Source organism: Alteromonas sp. K632G, from assembly GCF_017653625.1.
Taxonomy (GTDB): Bacteria; Pseudomonadota; Gammaproteobacteria; order Enterobacterales; family Alteromonadaceae; genus Alteromonas; species Alteromonas naphthalenivorans.
In genome coordinates this window covers 14,557-31,601 of sequence record NZ_JAGGDM010000016.1, presented here as the reverse complement: position 1 = coordinate 31,601, position 17,045 = coordinate 14,557, and the positions used below count along the sequence as shown (strand labels likewise).

General features: G+C 45.8%; 11 protein-coding genes and 1 pseudogene. 5 read left to right on the top strand and 7 right to left on the bottom strand.

The features are described from left to right. Positions 1 to 10: 10 nt before the first annotated feature. On the bottom strand, positions 11 to 1,954 hold the full coding sequence (locus J5X92_RS15315) for a TonB-dependent receptor (RefSeq protein ID WP_208806047.1): 1,944 nt from the start codon (positions 1,952 to 1,954) through the stop codon (positions 11 to 13). A gap of 338 nt (positions 1,955 to 2,292) precedes the next feature. Between J5X92_RS15315 and J5X92_RS15310 the strand changes: the two genes are divergently transcribed. Continuing rightward, positions 2,293 to 3,537, top strand: a complete 1,245-nt coding sequence (locus J5X92_RS15310; protein WP_013786414.1) for a sugar MFS transporter — start codon at positions 2,293 to 2,295, stop codon at positions 3,535 to 3,537. Positions 3,538 to 3,550: 13 nt separating this feature from the next. Continuing rightward, positions 3,551 to 6,124 (top strand): glycoside hydrolase family 3 N-terminal domain-containing protein, encoded by a 2,574-nt coding sequence (locus J5X92_RS15305; RefSeq protein WP_126873851.1) that lies wholly within the window; start codon positions 3,551 to 3,553, stop codon positions 6,122 to 6,124. Positions 6,125 to 6,298: 174 nt separating this feature from the next. Here J5X92_RS15305 and J5X92_RS15300 read toward each other — a convergent pair whose 3' ends face one another. From J5X92_RS15300 to J5X92_RS15275, 6 genes are all read right to left on the bottom strand, one after another. After that, positions 6,299 to 6,652 (bottom strand): hypothetical protein, encoded by a 354-nt coding sequence (locus J5X92_RS15300; RefSeq protein WP_126873852.1) that lies wholly within the window; start codon positions 6,650 to 6,652, stop codon positions 6,299 to 6,301. Between the two features lie 3 nt (positions 6,653 to 6,655). After that, a complete protein-coding gene (locus J5X92_RS15295) occupies positions 6,656 to 8,035 on the bottom strand; it encodes a sulfite oxidase (protein WP_126873853.1) in 1,380 nt (459 codons plus the stop codon). Positions 8,036 to 8,098: 63 nt separating this feature from the next. Next, entirely contained in the window at positions 8,099 to 9,100 is a 1,002-nt protein-coding gene (locus J5X92_RS15290; protein WP_126873854.1) for a putative sulfate exporter family transporter, read from the bottom strand. A gap of 5 nt (positions 9,101 to 9,105) precedes the next feature. Further along, the gene (locus J5X92_RS15285) at positions 9,106 to 10,098 is read right to left on the bottom strand and encodes a TauD/TfdA family dioxygenase (protein WP_126873855.1); all 993 of its coding nucleotides are present in this window, start codon (positions 10,096 to 10,098) and stop codon (positions 9,106 to 9,108) included. 9 nt (positions 10,099 to 10,107) lie between these two features. Next, complete coding sequence (locus tag J5X92_RS15280) at positions 10,108 to 11,070, bottom strand: aldo/keto reductase (protein WP_126873856.1); 963 nt, start codon at positions 11,068 to 11,070, stop codon at positions 10,108 to 10,110. Between the two features lie 345 nt (positions 11,071 to 11,415). After that, positions 11,416 to 12,165 carry a GntR family transcriptional regulator gene (locus tag J5X92_RS15275; protein ID WP_013786422.1) on the bottom strand — a complete coding sequence of 250 codons (750 nt, stop codon included), beginning with the start codon at positions 12,163 to 12,165 and terminating at the stop codon, positions 11,416 to 11,418. Positions 12,166 to 12,266: 101 nt separating this feature from the next. On the opposite strand from J5X92_RS15275, the gene J5X92_RS15270 reads away from it, so the two are divergent. The 3 genes and pseudogenes from J5X92_RS15270 (at position 12,267) to J5X92_RS15260 (ending at position 17,030) form a co-directional block, all read left to right on the top strand. Beyond that, the gene (locus J5X92_RS15270; protein WP_126873857.1) at positions 12,267 to 13,028 is read left to right on the top strand and encodes a sulfite exporter TauE/SafE family protein; all 762 of its coding nucleotides are present in this window, start codon (positions 12,267 to 12,269) and stop codon (positions 13,026 to 13,028) included. A gap of 161 nt (positions 13,029 to 13,189) precedes the next feature. After that, positions 13,190 to 15,289: pseudogene (locus tag J5X92_RS15265) on the top strand (alpha-xylosidase). Positions 15,290 to 15,308: 19 nt separating this feature from the next. Continuing rightward, complete coding sequence (locus J5X92_RS15260; RefSeq protein ID WP_126873858.1) at positions 15,309 to 17,030, top strand: solute:sodium symporter family transporter; 1,722 nt, start codon at positions 15,309 to 15,311, stop codon at positions 17,028 to 17,030. The last annotated feature ends 15 nt before the right edge of the window (positions 17,031 to 17,045 follow it).

Here is a 17,045-nt window from a genome sequence, read left to right as displayed (position 1 = left end):
TTCCAGAGGGTTAGTATTGGTAACTCACGCCCAAATAAACTCGGCGAGCTGAAATAGGCCGAGCATCAAAAGCCCCCGCCGAAAGTGAATCGGGTGAGCGATGTTCATCGGTAAGGTTTTCAACCCCCAAGCGGGTTTGCCAGTGGCGAGAAAAGTCATGCTGCACCACGGCATTTAAGGTGGTGTAGCTGTCTTTCGAGGTAACGGTGTAACCAGAGGTGGGAGAAACGTCGTTTTCATGCACGCCATACAATTGAACGCTGGTATCACTTTTATCAAATTGGTAGGTCACTGAGGCTTTCACTAAATGAGTGGGCCGTTCGGGCAAGCGCTCAGAATCACCATCTTCGGCATGTAAGTAGCTATAGTTAAGTTGCCACTGCCAGTTATCGTTTTGCGCGCTTACGCTCAAATCAGCACCGTAAAGCGTGGCTTCATCGAGGTTTTCGTACACAGAGATATCAAGTCCGGCCTCTTGTGATGCTTCTACATCTACCGCGGTGGTAATAAAGTCTTCTGCTTCTGTGTAATGAAAATCGATATCGGCCTGATACCACCATCGACTTTGTTTCGGAGTTAATCGCCCATTCAATCCTACATTGGCGCTTAGCGCCGTTTCTGGCACAAGGTCTTCATTGCCCAATACCATGTAACCTAGGTTGCTGTGATCGAACACGTAGTAACGCTCTTTTAAATTAGGTACTCGATAACTGGTACCACCGCCGCCACGTACTTGTAGTGTGGTTTCATCAAGTTTCCAGCTTTGACTACCACTGAGCTTTGCTGCCGTATGCCAACCAAAATCAGAATCATTTTGTACTCGAAGGCCCAATAAGGCTTGAGTATCGTTTTGCTGCCAATTGGCTTGCAAGTACGCTTCGGTACTTTCTCGGCTAACATCGTCAACTTCTACCGTTCCCGTTGCCACATTTTGCTGGTCTAAGTTATCAGCATGGGCTACCAACCCCCCTACCCACTCAACATCACCCAAATATAGAATTTTCTGCGCCTCAATTTCCGCTAATTGAATATCGGTTTGGCGCAAGCCATTGGTATTACCACTTTGTTCATCGTGAGACAAATAGCGCCCATTAACATGCCAATTCTGCTGTTCAGCAAGTTTTACATCGTGCTGCCATTGGGTAACGCTAGACACATAACTAATAATGCTAGCTTGCCCTGGAATAGAGGACTGAGGTTTGTCTTTCTGTTCATCTAGCCATTGGCCTTTGTAACTAAAACCGAGGTCATTGATACCTGTTGATAAGGAAAACTGCACGAAGGATTTATCCACCGCACCACCATCTTGAGACACGGTATCAGGGTCATAATCGAAGCCGAGGTTCGTAATATGCTGTGCGGTCAATCCTAGCTGCCAGTGCTTTATCTCTTTAGCCGCGCTAACCTTAGCCGTGTGCCCTAGGGTATCGCTGTCGAGCCCATCATCACTGTAGTGAGAAAGTTCATAGTCGGCGGATAACTGTGAGCCTTCTGGCACATCAGTAATAATATTGATAACGCCCCCCATGGCTGAACTACCGTAAAGAACCGATGCTGCGCCGCGTACAATTTCAATCTGTCGAATGTTGGCAACGCTAATTTGATCTAAGTCGACAGAAGAGCCTGTAGGAGAGATAACTGGCTGTCCGTTAATTAACACCAACACATGGTCGCCGTTAAACCCATTCAGCTGTACGTTGTAGCCGTCTTTTTGGCTGCGCCGAACTACCACACCGGGCATCACTTCTAACACTTGCCTTAACGTTCCCTTGCTAAGCCTGGAAATTTCCGCTTTATCTACCACATCGATTTTTACCGGTGATGCACCTAAAAGCTTGGGTGTACGTGTTCCCGTTACCACAACGCGTTCAACCGGCGCCTCGGTTTCGGCTAGGGCGTATGTTGGCAGTAGCGTGCTCGCTAATAGCAAAGTAACAGTGTAAGAATGATTCATTTAATTTACTTTCTAATCAATAATGCAAATGATAACAATTTGTATTTGATCTTATTTATTTGAAGAGAAAAAGCAAGTGCTATTGGTAAATAATATTAACTATGCAACGTCAAACTATTAAAAAGGCAGGAGAACACAGCAGGTAATTGTAATATTTAAATAAAAATGTAAACGCATACAATCAAATAATGTAAGCGCTTGCATTTTCATTTTCGCCCCCTATACTGACCAACAAAGTGTTAACAAATACCGAACCAATTCGTTAACGCAAAGTAACCAACAAGCCAAATGCGAACACGAAATTTCGTTTACTAACAAGTGAATTCAGGGCGTTACCTATGAATCAAACAATAAAAACCACGGCTGGGTCTACAACCACCAGTCAACTTGCGTTAGCTACGTTAACGTCGTTATTTTTTATGTGGGGTTTTATTACCGCACTTAACGATATTCTGATCCCCCATTTGAAAGCGTTATTCTCGCTTTCTTATACTCAAGCTATGCTGGTGCAATCGTGCTTCTTTGGCGCCTACTTTCTTATTTCTATTCCAGCCGGAAAGTTAGTGAGTGCGACCGGATATCAAAAAGGCATTGGTGTGGGGTTAATCACAGCAGCAGTGGGCTGTGTGCTATTTATTCCTTCAGCGCTTTTCACTCAGTATTGGATGTTCTTAGGGGCATTGTTTGTATTAGCTTCAGGTATCACTATTTTGCAAGTGGCTGCAAACCCCTTGGTAACCATTATGGGTAACCCAGATACCGCTTCTAGTCGACTCACCATGACCCAAGGGTTTAACTCGTTGGGTACTACAGTCGCGCCAATTATTGGTGGCATCGTATTATTTGGTGCCCATGAAGGAATGGAAAACGCAGCAGTAGATGCAAATGCGGTAGTCCTTCCCTATTTAACATTGGCCGCTGTATTAGTGGCCATGGCTGTGGTTATGGTTAAAGTGAAGCTTCCCTCACCCACGCACAGTGAAATGGATGTCGCTACCACGACAGATACCGGTTTATTAAAACATCGCCACCTGTCATTGGGTGCGCTAGGTTTATTTTTATACGTAGGCGCTGAAGTTGCGATTGGCAGCTTTTTAGTCAACTACTTTGGACTAGAAAGCATTAAAGGCATGAGCGAAAGCCAAGCATCTAAGTACATAGCCTATTATTGGGGTGGCGCTATGGTAGGGCGTTTCATTGGCGCCGCGGTAATGCAAAAAGTGGCCGCGGGCAAACTACTGGCCGTAAACTCATTTGCCTCATGCACACTTATAATTGTTTCGGTATTCAGCAGCGGTAATATCGCCATGTGGACTATTTTAGCGGTAGGACTTTGTAACTCTATCATGTTCCCCACCATTTTCAGTCTTGCACTTAAAGGGCTAGGCCAAAAAACAGCACAAGCCTCTGGCATGTTGTGTTTAGCCATAGTGGGCGGCGCTATTGTACCACTGCTGCAAGGTGTTATTGCTGACAACGTGGGTGTTCAACTTTCTTTCTTATTGCCGGTTATTTGCTATTTATATATTGCTTATTACGGGCTTCGTGGTGCTACCGTTAACTTGGCTGCTAGCCACAAATAAACAAGGGATTTTTATGAAACTAAGTTCATATTCATTAATTGCCGCAGCATTGGTTATGGCAGGTTGTCAGCCAGCGACAGACGAGGCTAGCACGCCGAAAACTGAGCTGACTGAGCAAGCATCACAAAAATCAGTACCCGACTTTTGGCCTGAAATTACCTTTAGTACAGAAAACAGCGAAGCGGTGGAAGCTAAAGTAGACGAAATCTTATCTACTATGACCCTTGAGCAAAAAGTGGCGCAAACTATACAGCCTGAAATTCGCGATGTGACTCTAGAAGACATGCGTACCTACGGGTTTGGTTCGTACTTAAATGGCGGTGGTGCATTTCCCAATAATGATAAGCACGCTACACCTCAAGATTGGATTGCCATTGCCGATGCCATGTATCAAGCATCAATAGACGACTCTGTTGACGGAAGCACCATTCCAACCATGTGGGGAACCGATGCAGTACATGGTCACAACAACGTCATTGGCGCTACCTTGTTTCCACATAATATTGGTTTGGGTGCGATGAACGACCCTGCCATTATCACTCAAATTGCCGAAGCGACTGCCAAAGAAGTACGTGCGACTGGCATTGATTGGATATTCGCGCCAACTGTTGCGGTAGCCCGTGATGATCGTTGGGGAAGAACCTATGAAAGCTATTCAGAAGACCCTGCCATTGTAGGCGCTTATGCCAAGGCTATTGTATCTGGCATGCAAGGCGATATTGCCAGTGGCAGCATTGACGATAACCATGTTATCTCAACGGTAAAGCACTTTATTGGTGATGGCGGAACACAAGGTGGCGACGATCAAGGTAACAACATTGCCGACGAAGAAACCTTATTTCGCATTCACGCACAAGGCTACGTTGAAGGCTTAAATGCTGGCTCACAGTCGGTAATGGCCTCATTCAACAGCTGGCATGGCAAGAAAATTCACGGCAGCAAATATTTACTTACTGATGTGCTAAAAGACAAAATGGGCTTTGACGGCTTTGTAGTCGGTGATTGGAATGGTCACGGTCAAATTGAAGGCTGTACTAACGAAAGCTGCCCACAAGCTATGAATGCAGGGCTTGATGTCTTTATGGTGCCTACCAGTGCTTGGAAACCTTTGTACGAAAACACCATTGCACAGGTCAAATCTGGTGTTATCCCACAGTCTCGTTTAGACGATGCGGTACGCCGCGTATTGCGGGTTAAAGTGCGCATGGGTCTGTTTGAGCAACCTTCTCCGGCTAACCGTGCGTTATCAGGCAATAGCGAGATTATTGGTGCACAAGCTCATCGCGATATTGCTCGTTCAGCGGTTCGAAAGTCGCTAGTGATGCTTAAAAACCAAGATAACTTGCTGCCCCTAGCGCCAAATATGAACGTGGTTGTTGCTGGCGATGCTGCCCATAATATAGGTAAGCAATCAGGCGGCTGGACTATAACGTGGCAAGGCACGGGTAATAAAAATAGTGACTTCCCAGGTGCAACCTCTATTTTTGAGGGTATTGAGCAAGCGGTTAGCGAAGCGGGCGGAACGGCTACGCTATTTGAAGGAACAGCGTTTGAAGCGGGTGTGATTGAAACCGCTTCAAAAGCAAAACCTGATGTGGCGATTATCGTATTTGGTGAAAATCCTTATGCTGAAGGCAATGGCGATATTTCAAATGTTGAATATCAACGTGGCGACAAGTCAGATCTTGCGCTGTTGAAATCTTTCCAGGGCCAAGGTATTCCTGTGGTGTCTGTTTTCATTACCGGCCGTCCATTGTGGGTAAACCCAGAAATTAACGCCAGTGATGCATTTGTAGTAGCCTGGTTACCTGGCTCTGAAGGCCAAGGTGTTGCCGATGTATTGTTCACCAAGAAAAACGGTGACATAAAATACCCTATGCACGGTAAATTGTCATTTTCATGGCCAGCAACGCCGACCCAAATTGTGAACAAAGATGATGGTGAAACTGCACAGTTTGCATATGGCTATGGATTAGCGTTCGGCGAGTCTGATCCTATCGAAGCGCCGCTGTCTGAGTCGACTGGCGTTGATGCAAACGCACCGTTACCTGCTCATGATATTTACGTACTTTCTACACAAAAGCCTTGGCAACTAATGATTAAAGACGCCTCGGGTGATACTAGGGTAGCAAGCAATACGGTGAAATCTGAAGGCGCAAGTGTACGTACCACCGACCGCATGGTGCAAGAAGATAGCCTATCGCTAACGTTTACTGACAAAGCGACTGTAGGCTTCTATTCGCCCTTCCCTGAAGATATGCGTGATTACAGTGAAGATGGATCGGCACTTGTGCTTGATGTGAAATTAGCAGAAGGCCTAGATAACCTTAGTGTGTCTATTGGTTGTAGTAGTCGTGATTGCGGTGTGTCGTTGCCGTTAAATAGCTTCGCGGCGAATTCAAACGAATGGCAAACGGTTGTTATTCCTTCACGCTGTTTCGTAGAAGCAGGCGCGTCATTTGCTGAGCTTTTCTCACCATTTGCGCTTAACGCTAACGCGTCGGCATCGTTATTGGTATCTAATGTACGCTTTGAAGCAAATGCTCCTAGTGATGATGCGCTAATGTCAGACATTGCGTGCCCATAGCGAGTGATTGCTGGGCTAGCGAGTTAATGTTTAGTTTAGCTGGGCTTAGCTTCGCCTATCTGGGCTTAAGTTAACCTTACCTAGCATCTAGATTACAAACATCAAAAACGGGAGCATAGGCTCCCGTTTTTGATGTTTGTAAACTAGGTGTTTTAGTTTTTAGCCGCGATGAAACTAGTCTGATCCTTGTGGCATTAGATGAGCTGGAATAGGTGCACGTCGACTTTGGATTTTGGGCCCATACCACGTCGTAAGGTAATCTAAGATGACAGGTTCAGCCTCACCTAAGGGCCATAACTTTTGTGTGCTTTGCATCCAGCGAATAGTTTCAAGCCAACGTTCGCGGCTCATTTGATTTTGCGAAATAAGCTTAGCGGAATGACAGGCAGTACAGTGTGCAGCCACCATATTATGCCCCGTAGCATCAACAAGCCCTGTCGCGGGGTTGAGCTTATGTTCGTTAGCTAGCGTTACTAGTGATGTAGCACATAACACCGATAGCATTAGCGCGCTTCTCTGCCTGCTCATTGGCTACACTACCTTTACTGCAATGCGATGACACGCATTGTTTAAGTAACCTTTGGGGTTCCAACCAGGTAACACCATTGGCTGAGAACGGCCATTTGCATCTTCAGCTCGCGCCCAAATTTCATAGTAGCCAGCCTGCTTGAAGTTAATTTCTGAATTAAAGTGCTGCCAAGCATGCCTATTAACTGGCTTCGACAAAGTACTTTGTTGCCAAGTTTGCCCAAAATCAATTGAGGTGAACACCTTGGCTATTGAAGCTTCGCCGCTCCATGCATGCCCGCGTACTGCCAACGCTTTGCCCTTGTTGTGCTCGGCACCGGACTTGGGGTGGGTAATCAAGGATTTCACCGGCATGGCTTCAATAATACACATTTCGTCTTCTGGCACACTCGTGCCTGGTGCGACTGGTTTGCACGGCACACGATAGGCATTGCCGCCCATTTTCGCGCCATCGTGTACCCGATCGCGAATAACAATTTTAGACAGCCACTTACCCGATGTGGAAGCAGGCCAACCGCCAAACATTAACCGCATAGGGAAGCCGTTCATAAGCGGTAACGGTTCGCCATTCATTTCAAAAGCAATTAACGATTCATCTTCTAGCGCTTTGCCAATAGGTACGCCACGAGAGATAGCTGCTTTGCCCGGCGTTCGACTCAAATGCAAGTCTTCACCGTAGTAACCAATGTAGACAGCATCATCTTTGATACCTACTGCGTTAAGTACGTCTTTTAAACGTACTCCCGTCCATGACGGGCAGCCTACCGCGCCGGTAGTCCATTGATTTCCGCTGGCCGCAGGCGAAAATTCAGCTCTACCATTACCGCCACACTCAAGCGTTAATTGATAGGTGTAGTGTTTAAAATTGGCTTTAAGCTCACTTAACGTGAAAGTGCGTGATGTTGCTGCCGACTCCCCTTCAATAGTGAGTGTCCACGCATTTTCATCAAAATCTTTAGGCGTTATTTCAGGTACAATCCCGTTGTTTCGCACAAATAATTTCGACGCTGGCGTAATCTTATCGTCAAGTAAATGCGCGGGTGTTTCGGCGTTAATAGGCCTGTCGTTTAATACCACTAACCCGTCTTTACCTTCAATGCTAAAGGGCGTTTCTGTCTGTGCTAATGCTGCGGGAATAAGCCCTGCTGGCATAAAACGGCCATAAACAATTTCTGCGCCTAGTAATAATGAGAGGGTTTTAAATCCTGATAGAAAACCACGGCGTGTAAGGCCATCGGTTTTTCTGCCAAATACCTGTTCGTCGGCGGCGATAGGATTTTCGGCGTAAAGGGCATGTATACCGGTTTTGTTTACTAAAGGCTGTTGGTCTGATGATTCAGAATGCGTGCTCACACCCTGCTTAGATTTGTTTGAGATAGGCACGCATTGCCTCCTTTACGAGTGCATTTTTGACGAAAAACTAACTTAAAAAAGCTAACTCAAGAACTAGTTCAAAAACAGATAACCTAAAATAAGCAAAGCTATCCACAGGGTTTCAGTCACAATAAGTACAATAGGTAACATGCCCACTTCAGCCAATTTACCTAAGTTTGATTTCATACCGATGGCAGTAATTGATACCACAAGGAAAAAGCGTGATATCTGTGAACCTGAATCGATAACCACTTCAGGTAGGGTAACAAAACTATTTAATAGCATAAGAGCCACAAAACCCACTAAGAACACGGGTAGTTTAGGCATCTCGCCATCGAGATCCTGCACGCTGCTGTGTGCACGTTTTACTATCACCATCATGATCATAACAACAGGCAATAACATGGCAACTCGCACGAGTTTAGTGAGCGTAGCCATATCGCCGGCATCTTCAGATACCGAATAACCGGCCCCTACCACTTGGGCCACATCATGAATAGTACCGCCTAGGAAAATACCCGCTTCGGTATCGTTCATGTTTAGCTGACCTGCGATAATCGGGTAAACAATCATAGCGATAGTCGACATGGCCGTTACACCAATCACCGTGAGCAAAGTATCTCGTTCATGGTTTTTGCCAGCAGGCAGAATAGTAGAAATCGCTAATGCCGCAGAGGCGCCACAAATGGCTACCGAGCCGCCAGTTAGTGCGCCAAAGCGTTTCTGCATTCCTACGCTTTTTGCCATTACCACGCCCAACACTATGGTTGAGAAAATAGCAAAGGCAAGCATTGCCGCAGTTTGCCAACCGAGTACGACTAAGTCGTCCAAAGCAATGCGCAAACCAAGCAGCACTACACCGGCACGCAATAGCGTGCTGGCAGTGAAATCAATGCCGCATTTGCACACCCCATCGGCCTGATACAAAAATGAGATTGCCATACCCAGTAACAGCGCGAACAACATGGCAGGGGCGCCATAATGCTCACTTAAAAAAAGCGCTGCCATACCGGTTATTGTAGCAATACCAAAACCAGGCCAAATCGATTTACACTTTGCGGCAAACTCGGTCATAACAATTAACGCTCAGCAGCAACAAGTGCCACTAACACTTGGCGCTTTCTTTCACCCGAGAAGGGACGGCGGCCATGCATCGCACGATAGTTATCAACCAAGGCAACATCACCGTCTTGCCACTCGAGGTCGAAAGTAAACTGCTGCGACAATTCAGCAATTCGCTCTAACCCTTCTTTTGGAATAGCAGAGCCATCGCCAAAGGTGATGGCTGAAGATGGATTTTCACGCACACCTTTCCACCCCATGTAAGCCGCGATTAATTGGTTATAAAATGAATGTGAACCATCGCCTAAATCAATAACCGCGGGTAACTCAGGAGTAACGGCGCGTAAGCTACCATCTTCCAACCATTCCCAGCTGTAGCCGAGCTCTTTTAATTTGGCTTCGCCTTCTGCTGTACTTTTTACACTTAACGTGCTTTTCCAGCTGCGGCCTTGACCAGAATTAGCATCATCGGCAGCAGGCATGGTGGTAGTGTACTTCAAGCCTTTTTCAGCAAAATCGCTAGCAAGCGTTGGGTTTTCAGCCTTTAATGCTTCAAACAATTTATCTGAACGGCATAAGGGTGTCGCACCACCCTCGTCGGCTGCTGACTGGCAGTAAAAGAATACTTTGCTAGGTGAAATTGGCGTTTGTGCCATTTCGTGATGTAAGAAAATTTCTACATCTTTAGGCGCTTCGTTTGCAGTAAAAACCCGTTCTGTGAAATTAATGCGAACTGCATTAGATAGCGACTCTTTGTAGGTGAAGTTTGCATAACCAAAACCGGCTGAAAAAATATCAAAGGTTTCCGCAGAGTTTAAAGGAAACCCTCTAAACAACAACGCCCCCGATATGGCGAGTTGTGCTTCTAGCTCAGCCTGATTTTGTTGAATAAACATCACCGTTTCTTCAACGGTTTTACAGCCATCGTTATTCACCACAATTTGCGGGAAGACTTGACCGTTATAGCGGTGTTGGGTTGGCACATTGGCATATTCGATTGCGTTGCTCATAGTACTCTCCTAGTCGTAAATAGGGTGGAAACGATTAAAGGCTGCTTCACAGAAGTGCCCCGGATCGTTAAAACGTCGATTCATGTTAAGCGCACAAATAGCCTGCATTTCTTCGTCGGTAAGTTCAAAATCAAACAACGCTAAGTTCTCACGCATTCTTTCAGGCTTCGACGTTTTAGGGATAATGGCATTGCCACGTTGTACGCCCCAGCGAAGTACCACTTGTGCAGGTGTTCTTCCATGAGCCGTAGCTGCTTTTTTCACGACGTCTTGCTCTAGTACCGACTCCGTTTTATCCGCCATTTCTAGCTCAAGATAAGACAGTGCACCAAGTGGCGAGAACGCAGTAACGTTCATGTCGTAGTCTTTCGCTAAACGAATCAATCGTTCTTGTGTTAGGTAAGGGTGTGACTCAATTTGCAACATGGCAGGCTTGATACGGGCATAGCTCATTAGGTCGTGAAGTAGCCCAGTGTTGTAATTACACACACCAATACGGCTTACTTTTTTGCTATCTACCAAACTTTCCATGGCTTCCCATGTTTTATAAAGTGGAACAGGCGCCAACTCCATCGTTGGGTTCTCTTGCGTAGTATCGTAAAACCACTCTGGTGGATAACGAGTTTCAATAGGTACAAACTTTTGCGCTATTGGGAAATGAATAAGGTACAAGTCGATATAATCTAGCTGTAAATCGCTCAATGTTTTTTCAAGTGCTAGCGGCACATGCTCTGGCGCGTGGAAGGTATTCCAAAGCTTAGATGTGATCCAAAGCTCTTCACGGGTACAAAGACCATCTTTAATAGCACGCTGAATACCTTCGCCCACTTCTTTTTCATTACCATAATCAGCGGCACAGTCTAAATGACGATAGCCTGCCTTTATGGCCTCGTATGCTGTATCAGCACAAATGGCGGTATCTACCTTCCAGAAACCAAACCCAACCTCAGGAATTTTCTCTAACGCGTTCATATCTTTAATCCTGTTTAATAAAAAAGACTTTAGTCTTGTATAAGACATAAGTTATTATAGGACGCATGCCATGTCAACAAAGTGTTAACAAAATAAATTGGGCACTCACTTTTTGATACTCGCGAAGTGGTTTTTGTGTTTATAACGAAGTGACGTTATTGAATGACGGTCTACCGAAGCCCTTATTTTGTAGGTATAACTTTAAAGGTCCCTGGTTTTAAAGGCATCGCTATTAAAGCGTAGAATGCTGATAGGAGCTGCATTAAAAGTAGCAGCAATATGTACAGAGTGTGGCGATTTAAAAAGGTTGTGCGCTAAGCGAGTAGAAGGGTTGCTAGCCCTGATTTAATCGAGCTCTACTTGGTAATGATAGTGATCGCTCCTACATTTGCTTTCGCGATATTCAATCAGTTTACCGTCTATAGACTCTGTCACCCGTGTTACCAGCAACAACGGCTCGCCGGCCTTTATTTGTAGTAGCTTGGCATCGTTATCTGAGGCCAGTACCGCTTTAATACCGTCTCGGGTTTTAAAGACGGTTTGATTAAAATCTGTTTGGTAAAAATGGTATAAGGTATGTGGAATATCTTTGCGTTCGTGCATACCGGCAAAGTATTTAGCAGGCAGGAAAATCGTTTCCAGCATACAAAACTCGTTATCTAAAATGCGGCGACGTTCAAGTTTTGTCACTCGCTCTTTACCGGATAGATTTAGCGCGGTTTGTACGTTTTTATCTGGGGATATGAGTTCTATGCCAAGCAGCTCGGCTTTGGGTAGGTCTGCCCCCTTGCCATCAGCTTGCAACGGGAAAAATCGAAACAGGGCATCTTGTGCAGTATGCTCGGAAACGAAGGTACCTACACCCTGGCGACGTGTTACAATTTTCGTGTCGGTAAGCAAGGTTAACGCTTTACGAACTGTGCCTTGGCTAACGTTAAATTCATCAGCTAGTCTGAACTCGCTTGGCAACATTTCACCAGGCTGCCACCGGCGCTCCACAATGAGCTGCTTTATATACTCGGCAACTTGCTGATAGAGCGGTTGGAACGCAAGACTGGGACCACTTAGTTTGTGGTCGAACTGAGATGAAGACATGAAACCCTAACCTAATGCTTAATTTTTGTTGTTATATCATACACAAGAGTTATAGCGCATTTTTGATGTAAATCACACTCAACTACAGGTGTAGATGCAAAATGTTACTTGAAACCCTAGTCCCTATGTTCATTCTATTGGGCTTTGCTACTGTACTGCAAACCTTAAGTGGGTTTGGCTTTGGGTTAATGGTGGTATCTAGTTTTACCTTGTTTAATTTACTTCCCCTTACCGCCACCACTTTTTTAATTAGCGCTTTAGGGTTAGTTAACTCAACCAGTATTGTCTTGAAGAATGTTCACCTTATCCACCGCAAAGCCTTCACGCTTGTGTTGATTGGTGGCATACCTTTTATCGCAGTAGGCTATGCTCTGCTTGAATACCTTTCCGCTGGATTGTCGATTTGGTTAAATATTCTGCTTGGGCTGGCAATATTAACCTGCTGTTTGCTACTTATTGTGAAAAGAAGCCAATCTGCTGCCTCAGGCAAAGGGTGGGGCTTTTTGGTGTCTGGTGCATTGGGCGGCATATTAGGCGGGTTATTTTCTACTTTTGGGCCACCTGTTGTATTTCAGTGTTATCGCCAGAATTGGTCTGTGCACGAAGTGCGATATACCCTGCTTGCAATCTTTAGTGTTACCGCGCTTATCCGTTTAGCCATGGTACCTTTTGGGACACTGCCCGATCATACTACGGTTGTATCTACCCTCTTTGCTATCCCCCTGATCTTAATCTTTACGCGCATTGGTAGGCTACTAGCTGCGCGAGTTGAACCAAGCGTGGTAAGATTACTGGCCATTAGTACATTAGCGCTTAGTGGGCTAACCTTGATTCTTCAAAACGTGCCCCACGTGTTTAACTAAACACAGGCTAGAAGCATCAACTGATAGCAATAACGCCATTCGCCGTTTCTCATACAACCCACACTTGTAATATTTTGCACTGAAAAGTGTAATTGCTCGTTGACAGCCAAGTTACATTTCATTAACTTATGTCTTATATAAGACACGAAGAGTGAAGTGATATGAGTAATGCATTTTCGGTAACCGAGCCAGACTGGAACAGCATAAAGGCGGCAGACATTACCGCGAGCCCTTATCTGAAAGACGATCATCACCTAGCGGTGCCTACCCAATATGGCAGTTTACTATTTTCTATCAGCCAATTCGGCCTACGTATTCAGTAAGGTGGAGAAAATGCCACGTTAGATGATGGCTTTGACTATGGCATGCTTATTACTACGCCAGATACTCAGCAACTGGTTTTCACAGGCGATGAGCAACACTGCACCGTTAATGCAGGAGACTATCGTTTAGCGCTTTTTTCTGCTCCACTTCATTTCAAACTTTATCGAAACGATATTGTAGTACAAGAATCGGCTACCGACGGTCACTTTGTGCGCCAACATCGCCTACCGCCTTTCGCGAAAACCGATGCGGGCTGGATTGTTTGCCTAGAACTTGGCGACGATGAATCCATATACGGCTTAGGTGAAAAGTGGGGCAAGCTAGATAAACGCGGCCAGTTGGTTCGTTCATATAATCATGATGCACTTGGCGTAAACACGGAAAAGTCTTATAAAAATACCCCTTACGCTTGGAGCCCTGAAGGCTGGAACCTTTTTGTTCACACGCCAACGCCGGTTACGCACGGTGTGGGCTATGCGCCTTGGTCGCAGCGGGCATACGTTTGCGTGGTAGAAGACACCTTGCTAGATATGTTCTTGTATCATTGTGATAGCCCGGCGAAAAGTATTCATACTTACAGTAGCTTAACCGGCTTTGCCCCTGTTCCACCAAAGTGGAGCCTAGGCGTTATTCTTTCCAAGGCCTACTATAAAGACTCACAAGAGCTATTAGCTGTTGCCCGCGAAGTGCGTGAAAAGAACATGCCTTGCGACGTCATTACGCTAGATGGCCGAGCGTGGCAAGACACCGATACCCGTTTTGCATTTGAATGGGACCCAACTCGCTATGCCGATCCTAAGCCGGTTCTTGATGAACTAAAAGCAATGGACTTTAAAATTTGCGTATGGGAATACCCCATGATTTCAGTGAAAAATCCACTGTACGCAAAGGCCGCTGAAAAAGGCTGGTTAATTAAAGACAAACGCACGGGCGAAGCTTATCGCTACGAATGGGATTTAAGCCCCTTCGGTGAAGTACTTACGCCACTACCTGATTCAGGTATTTTAGATTTCACCCACCCTGACGCTTACGAATTTTGGAAAGAATCACACAAGCCTCTGTTCGAATTGGGTGTTGATATGATTAAAGCCGACTTTGGTGAGCAGTTAGAAGATGACAACATGCTCTCTTACAGTGGTGACTCAGGTGACCGCCTGCATAACGTATACAGCATGCTGTATAACCGCTGCGTGTACGAAGCGGCTGAGAAATACTGTAAAACCGGGCCATTTCTGTTCAGTCGTTCAGCATGGACCGGCAGCCAACGTTTTCCTGCCCAGTGGGGCGGCGATCCTCAAGCAGACTGGCATGGTCTAGCTGCGAGTATCCGCGGTAGCTTATCTTGGGGCATGTCGGGTGGTCCATTCTTCGCCACCGACATAGGCGGGTTCTATAAAGATACCCGCGACGCTGAACTCTACGTTCGCTGGGCACAGGCATCAGTATTCTCTGCTCACATGCGCCTGCATGGCATTGGCCCTCGCGAACCTTGGTCATACGGTGAAGCAGCGTCTGATGCTGTCTTTAATGCGCTAAAGCTGCGTTACCGCTTACTGCCTTATTTAGAAAAAGCTACGCAACAAGCCAGTGAAACCGGCTTACCAGTGCAGCGTTCTATGGCACTCGCTTTCCCTAACGACCCACTTGCTAGCCAGTTTGAGCAACAATTCATGTGCGGCGAAAGCTTGTTAGTGGTGCCTTGTATTGTGCCTGGCGGTAAAGTGAAGTTCTATTTACCAGAAGGTGATTGGGTTCGTTTTAATGCTGCTAGCACTTCACCTACCGACGAAGACACTTACCAAGGCGGTAAGTACTACGAGCAAATCCTAGGTTTGAATGAGCTGGCGGTATTTGTTCGCAAAGGTGAGCAAGTGGTTTTAGGCCCTGAGGTAGAACATACCGAAATGGATATGTCTGCTACCACTATGTGGCCGTAATAGTCGTCGGAGTATTAGCATGAATGTGACGCTTACCTTACTGACCTGCATGGCCTTTATGGCCGTGGTCGCCATTATTTCGTACATGAAAACGAAAGGCGAAGTGAATACCCAAGACGGCTATTTTTTAGCAGGTCGGGGGTTAACCGGCACCTTCATTGCGGGCTCGATGATCTTAACCAACCTGTCTGCAGAGCAGCTTATTGGGCTTAACGGCTCTGCGTTTGGGTACAATTTAAGTGCTATGGCATGGGAAGTTACCGCCGGTATTTCTACCATTATCATGGCGCTGATATTTTTGCCCCGCTATTTAGCGGGCGCCTTCTCCACCCTACCCGAATTTTTACGTGACCGTTTCGACGATAACGTAAGAAGAATGACCGTGGTGTTATTTATGGTGGGTTACACCTTAATTACTATTCCCTCAGTGCTCTATTCAGGCTCTATTGCCGTTCTTCGGTTGTTCGATGTGCCTGGGTTATTGAATTTAAGTTATGAAGCCAGCCTTATTGTCACCATTATTATGGTGGGCAGTATCGGTGCCTTGTACGCCATATTCGGCGGTTTAAAAGCAGTGGCAGTGTCAGATACCATTAACGGTGTGGGCCTTCTTATTGTTGGGTTATTGGTGCCTATTTTAGGCTTAATTGCATTGGGTGATGGTAGCTTCGCGGCCGGCCTAACCACTATTGCAACAACCGAAACTGAAAAGCTTAATGCCATAGGTGGGGCGGATGACCCCGTGCCCTTCGGGACTATTTTTACCGGTATGATATTGGCCAACCTGTTTTATTGGGGTACCAATCAATACGTGATTCAACGCACACTTGGTGCTAAGAACTTAATTGAAGGTCAAAAGGGCGTGTTGTTTTCGGGATACTTTAAAGTACTCGTGCCCTTTATGATGATGTTACCCGGGGTTATTGCGTATCACTTGTACCAAAATGAAAACCTGCAAACTATCGACTTGGCTTACCCCCACTTAGTGAAAGAAGTGCTACCACAATACTTGTCTGGTTTTTTCTTAGCCGTATTATTAGGGGCGGTTTTTAGCTCATTTAACTCACTATTAAATAGTGCGGCCACGCTGTTTTGTTTAGACGTATACAAACCCTTTAAGAAAGATAAGGTGAGTGATTCTCAGCTTATCCGTGTAGCCAAAATTACCAGTTTAGTTATTGCTGTGGTGTCTTTCATTACTGCGCCGCTGTTAATGCTGGCGCCAGAAGGGTTGTGGCAAATCATCCGTATCTTTACTGGTTTTTATAACATTCCCGTTATTACCATTGTACTAGTTGGTTTATTTACTAAAAATGTGCCTGCCCTTGCTGCCAAAGTCGCCATTATCTTCCACGTAATTGCCTACGCTTTATTGAAATTTGTGTGGCAAGTAGAGATTAACTTTATTCATATTTACGCTATTTTATTTGCTATCGAGCTAGGTATTATGTTGGCCATCGGTCACTTCTACCCTATGGCGAAGCCATGGCGCTTTGTACCTAAAGCAGAGGTGGATATGACACCGTGGCGCTACGCTATTCCTTGCGCAATTATACTGGTTGGCTTAATTGTTACTTTGTACCTGATGTTCTCACCAGTAGGTTTCGTGGGCGGTATTAGCAACGCCTTTATTCCCTCGTTGGTAGGGCTATGGAGCACCTGCTTTGTCGCCATCGGCATAAGCCTTAAGTGGTGGCGTGCCAGATACGAACTAGGGTTAAAACGCTTAGCACACCCATAATACAAACAGGCGGCC

Bases quoted from the DNA above. Each gene is read 5' to 3' on its own strand.
- J5X92_RS15315 (WP_208806047.1), bottom strand. From the start codon at position 1,954: ATGAATCATTCTTACACTGTTACTTTGCTATTAGCGAGCACGCTACTG.
- J5X92_RS15310 (WP_013786414.1), top strand. From the start codon at position 2,293: ATGAATCAAACAATAAAAACCACGGCTGGGTCTACAACCACCAGTCAA.
- J5X92_RS15305 (WP_126873851.1), top strand. From the start codon at position 3,551: ATGAAACTAAGTTCATATTCATTAATTGCCGCAGCATTGGTTATGGCA.
- J5X92_RS15300 (WP_126873852.1), bottom strand. From the start codon at position 6,652: ATGAGCAGGCAGAGAAGCGCGCTAATGCTATCGGTGTTATGTGCTACA.
- J5X92_RS15290 (WP_126873854.1), bottom strand. From the start codon at position 9,100: ATGACCGAGTTTGCCGCAAAGTGTAAATCGATTTGGCCTGGTTTTGGT.
- J5X92_RS15285 (WP_126873855.1), bottom strand. From the start codon at position 10,098: ATGAGCAACGCAATCGAATATGCCAATGTGCCAACCCAACACCGCTAT.
- J5X92_RS15280 (WP_126873856.1), bottom strand. From the start codon at position 11,070: ATGAACGCGTTAGAGAAAATTCCTGAGGTTGGGTTTGGTTTCTGGAAG.
- J5X92_RS15275 (WP_013786422.1), bottom strand. From the start codon at position 12,165: ATGTCTTCATCTCAGTTCGACCACAAACTAAGTGGTCCCAGTCTTGCG.
- J5X92_RS15270 (WP_126873857.1), top strand. From the start codon at position 12,267: ATGTTACTTGAAACCCTAGTCCCTATGTTCATTCTATTGGGCTTTGCT.
- J5X92_RS15260 (WP_126873858.1), top strand. From the start codon at position 15,309: ATGAATGTGACGCTTACCTTACTGACCTGCATGGCCTTTATGGCCGTG.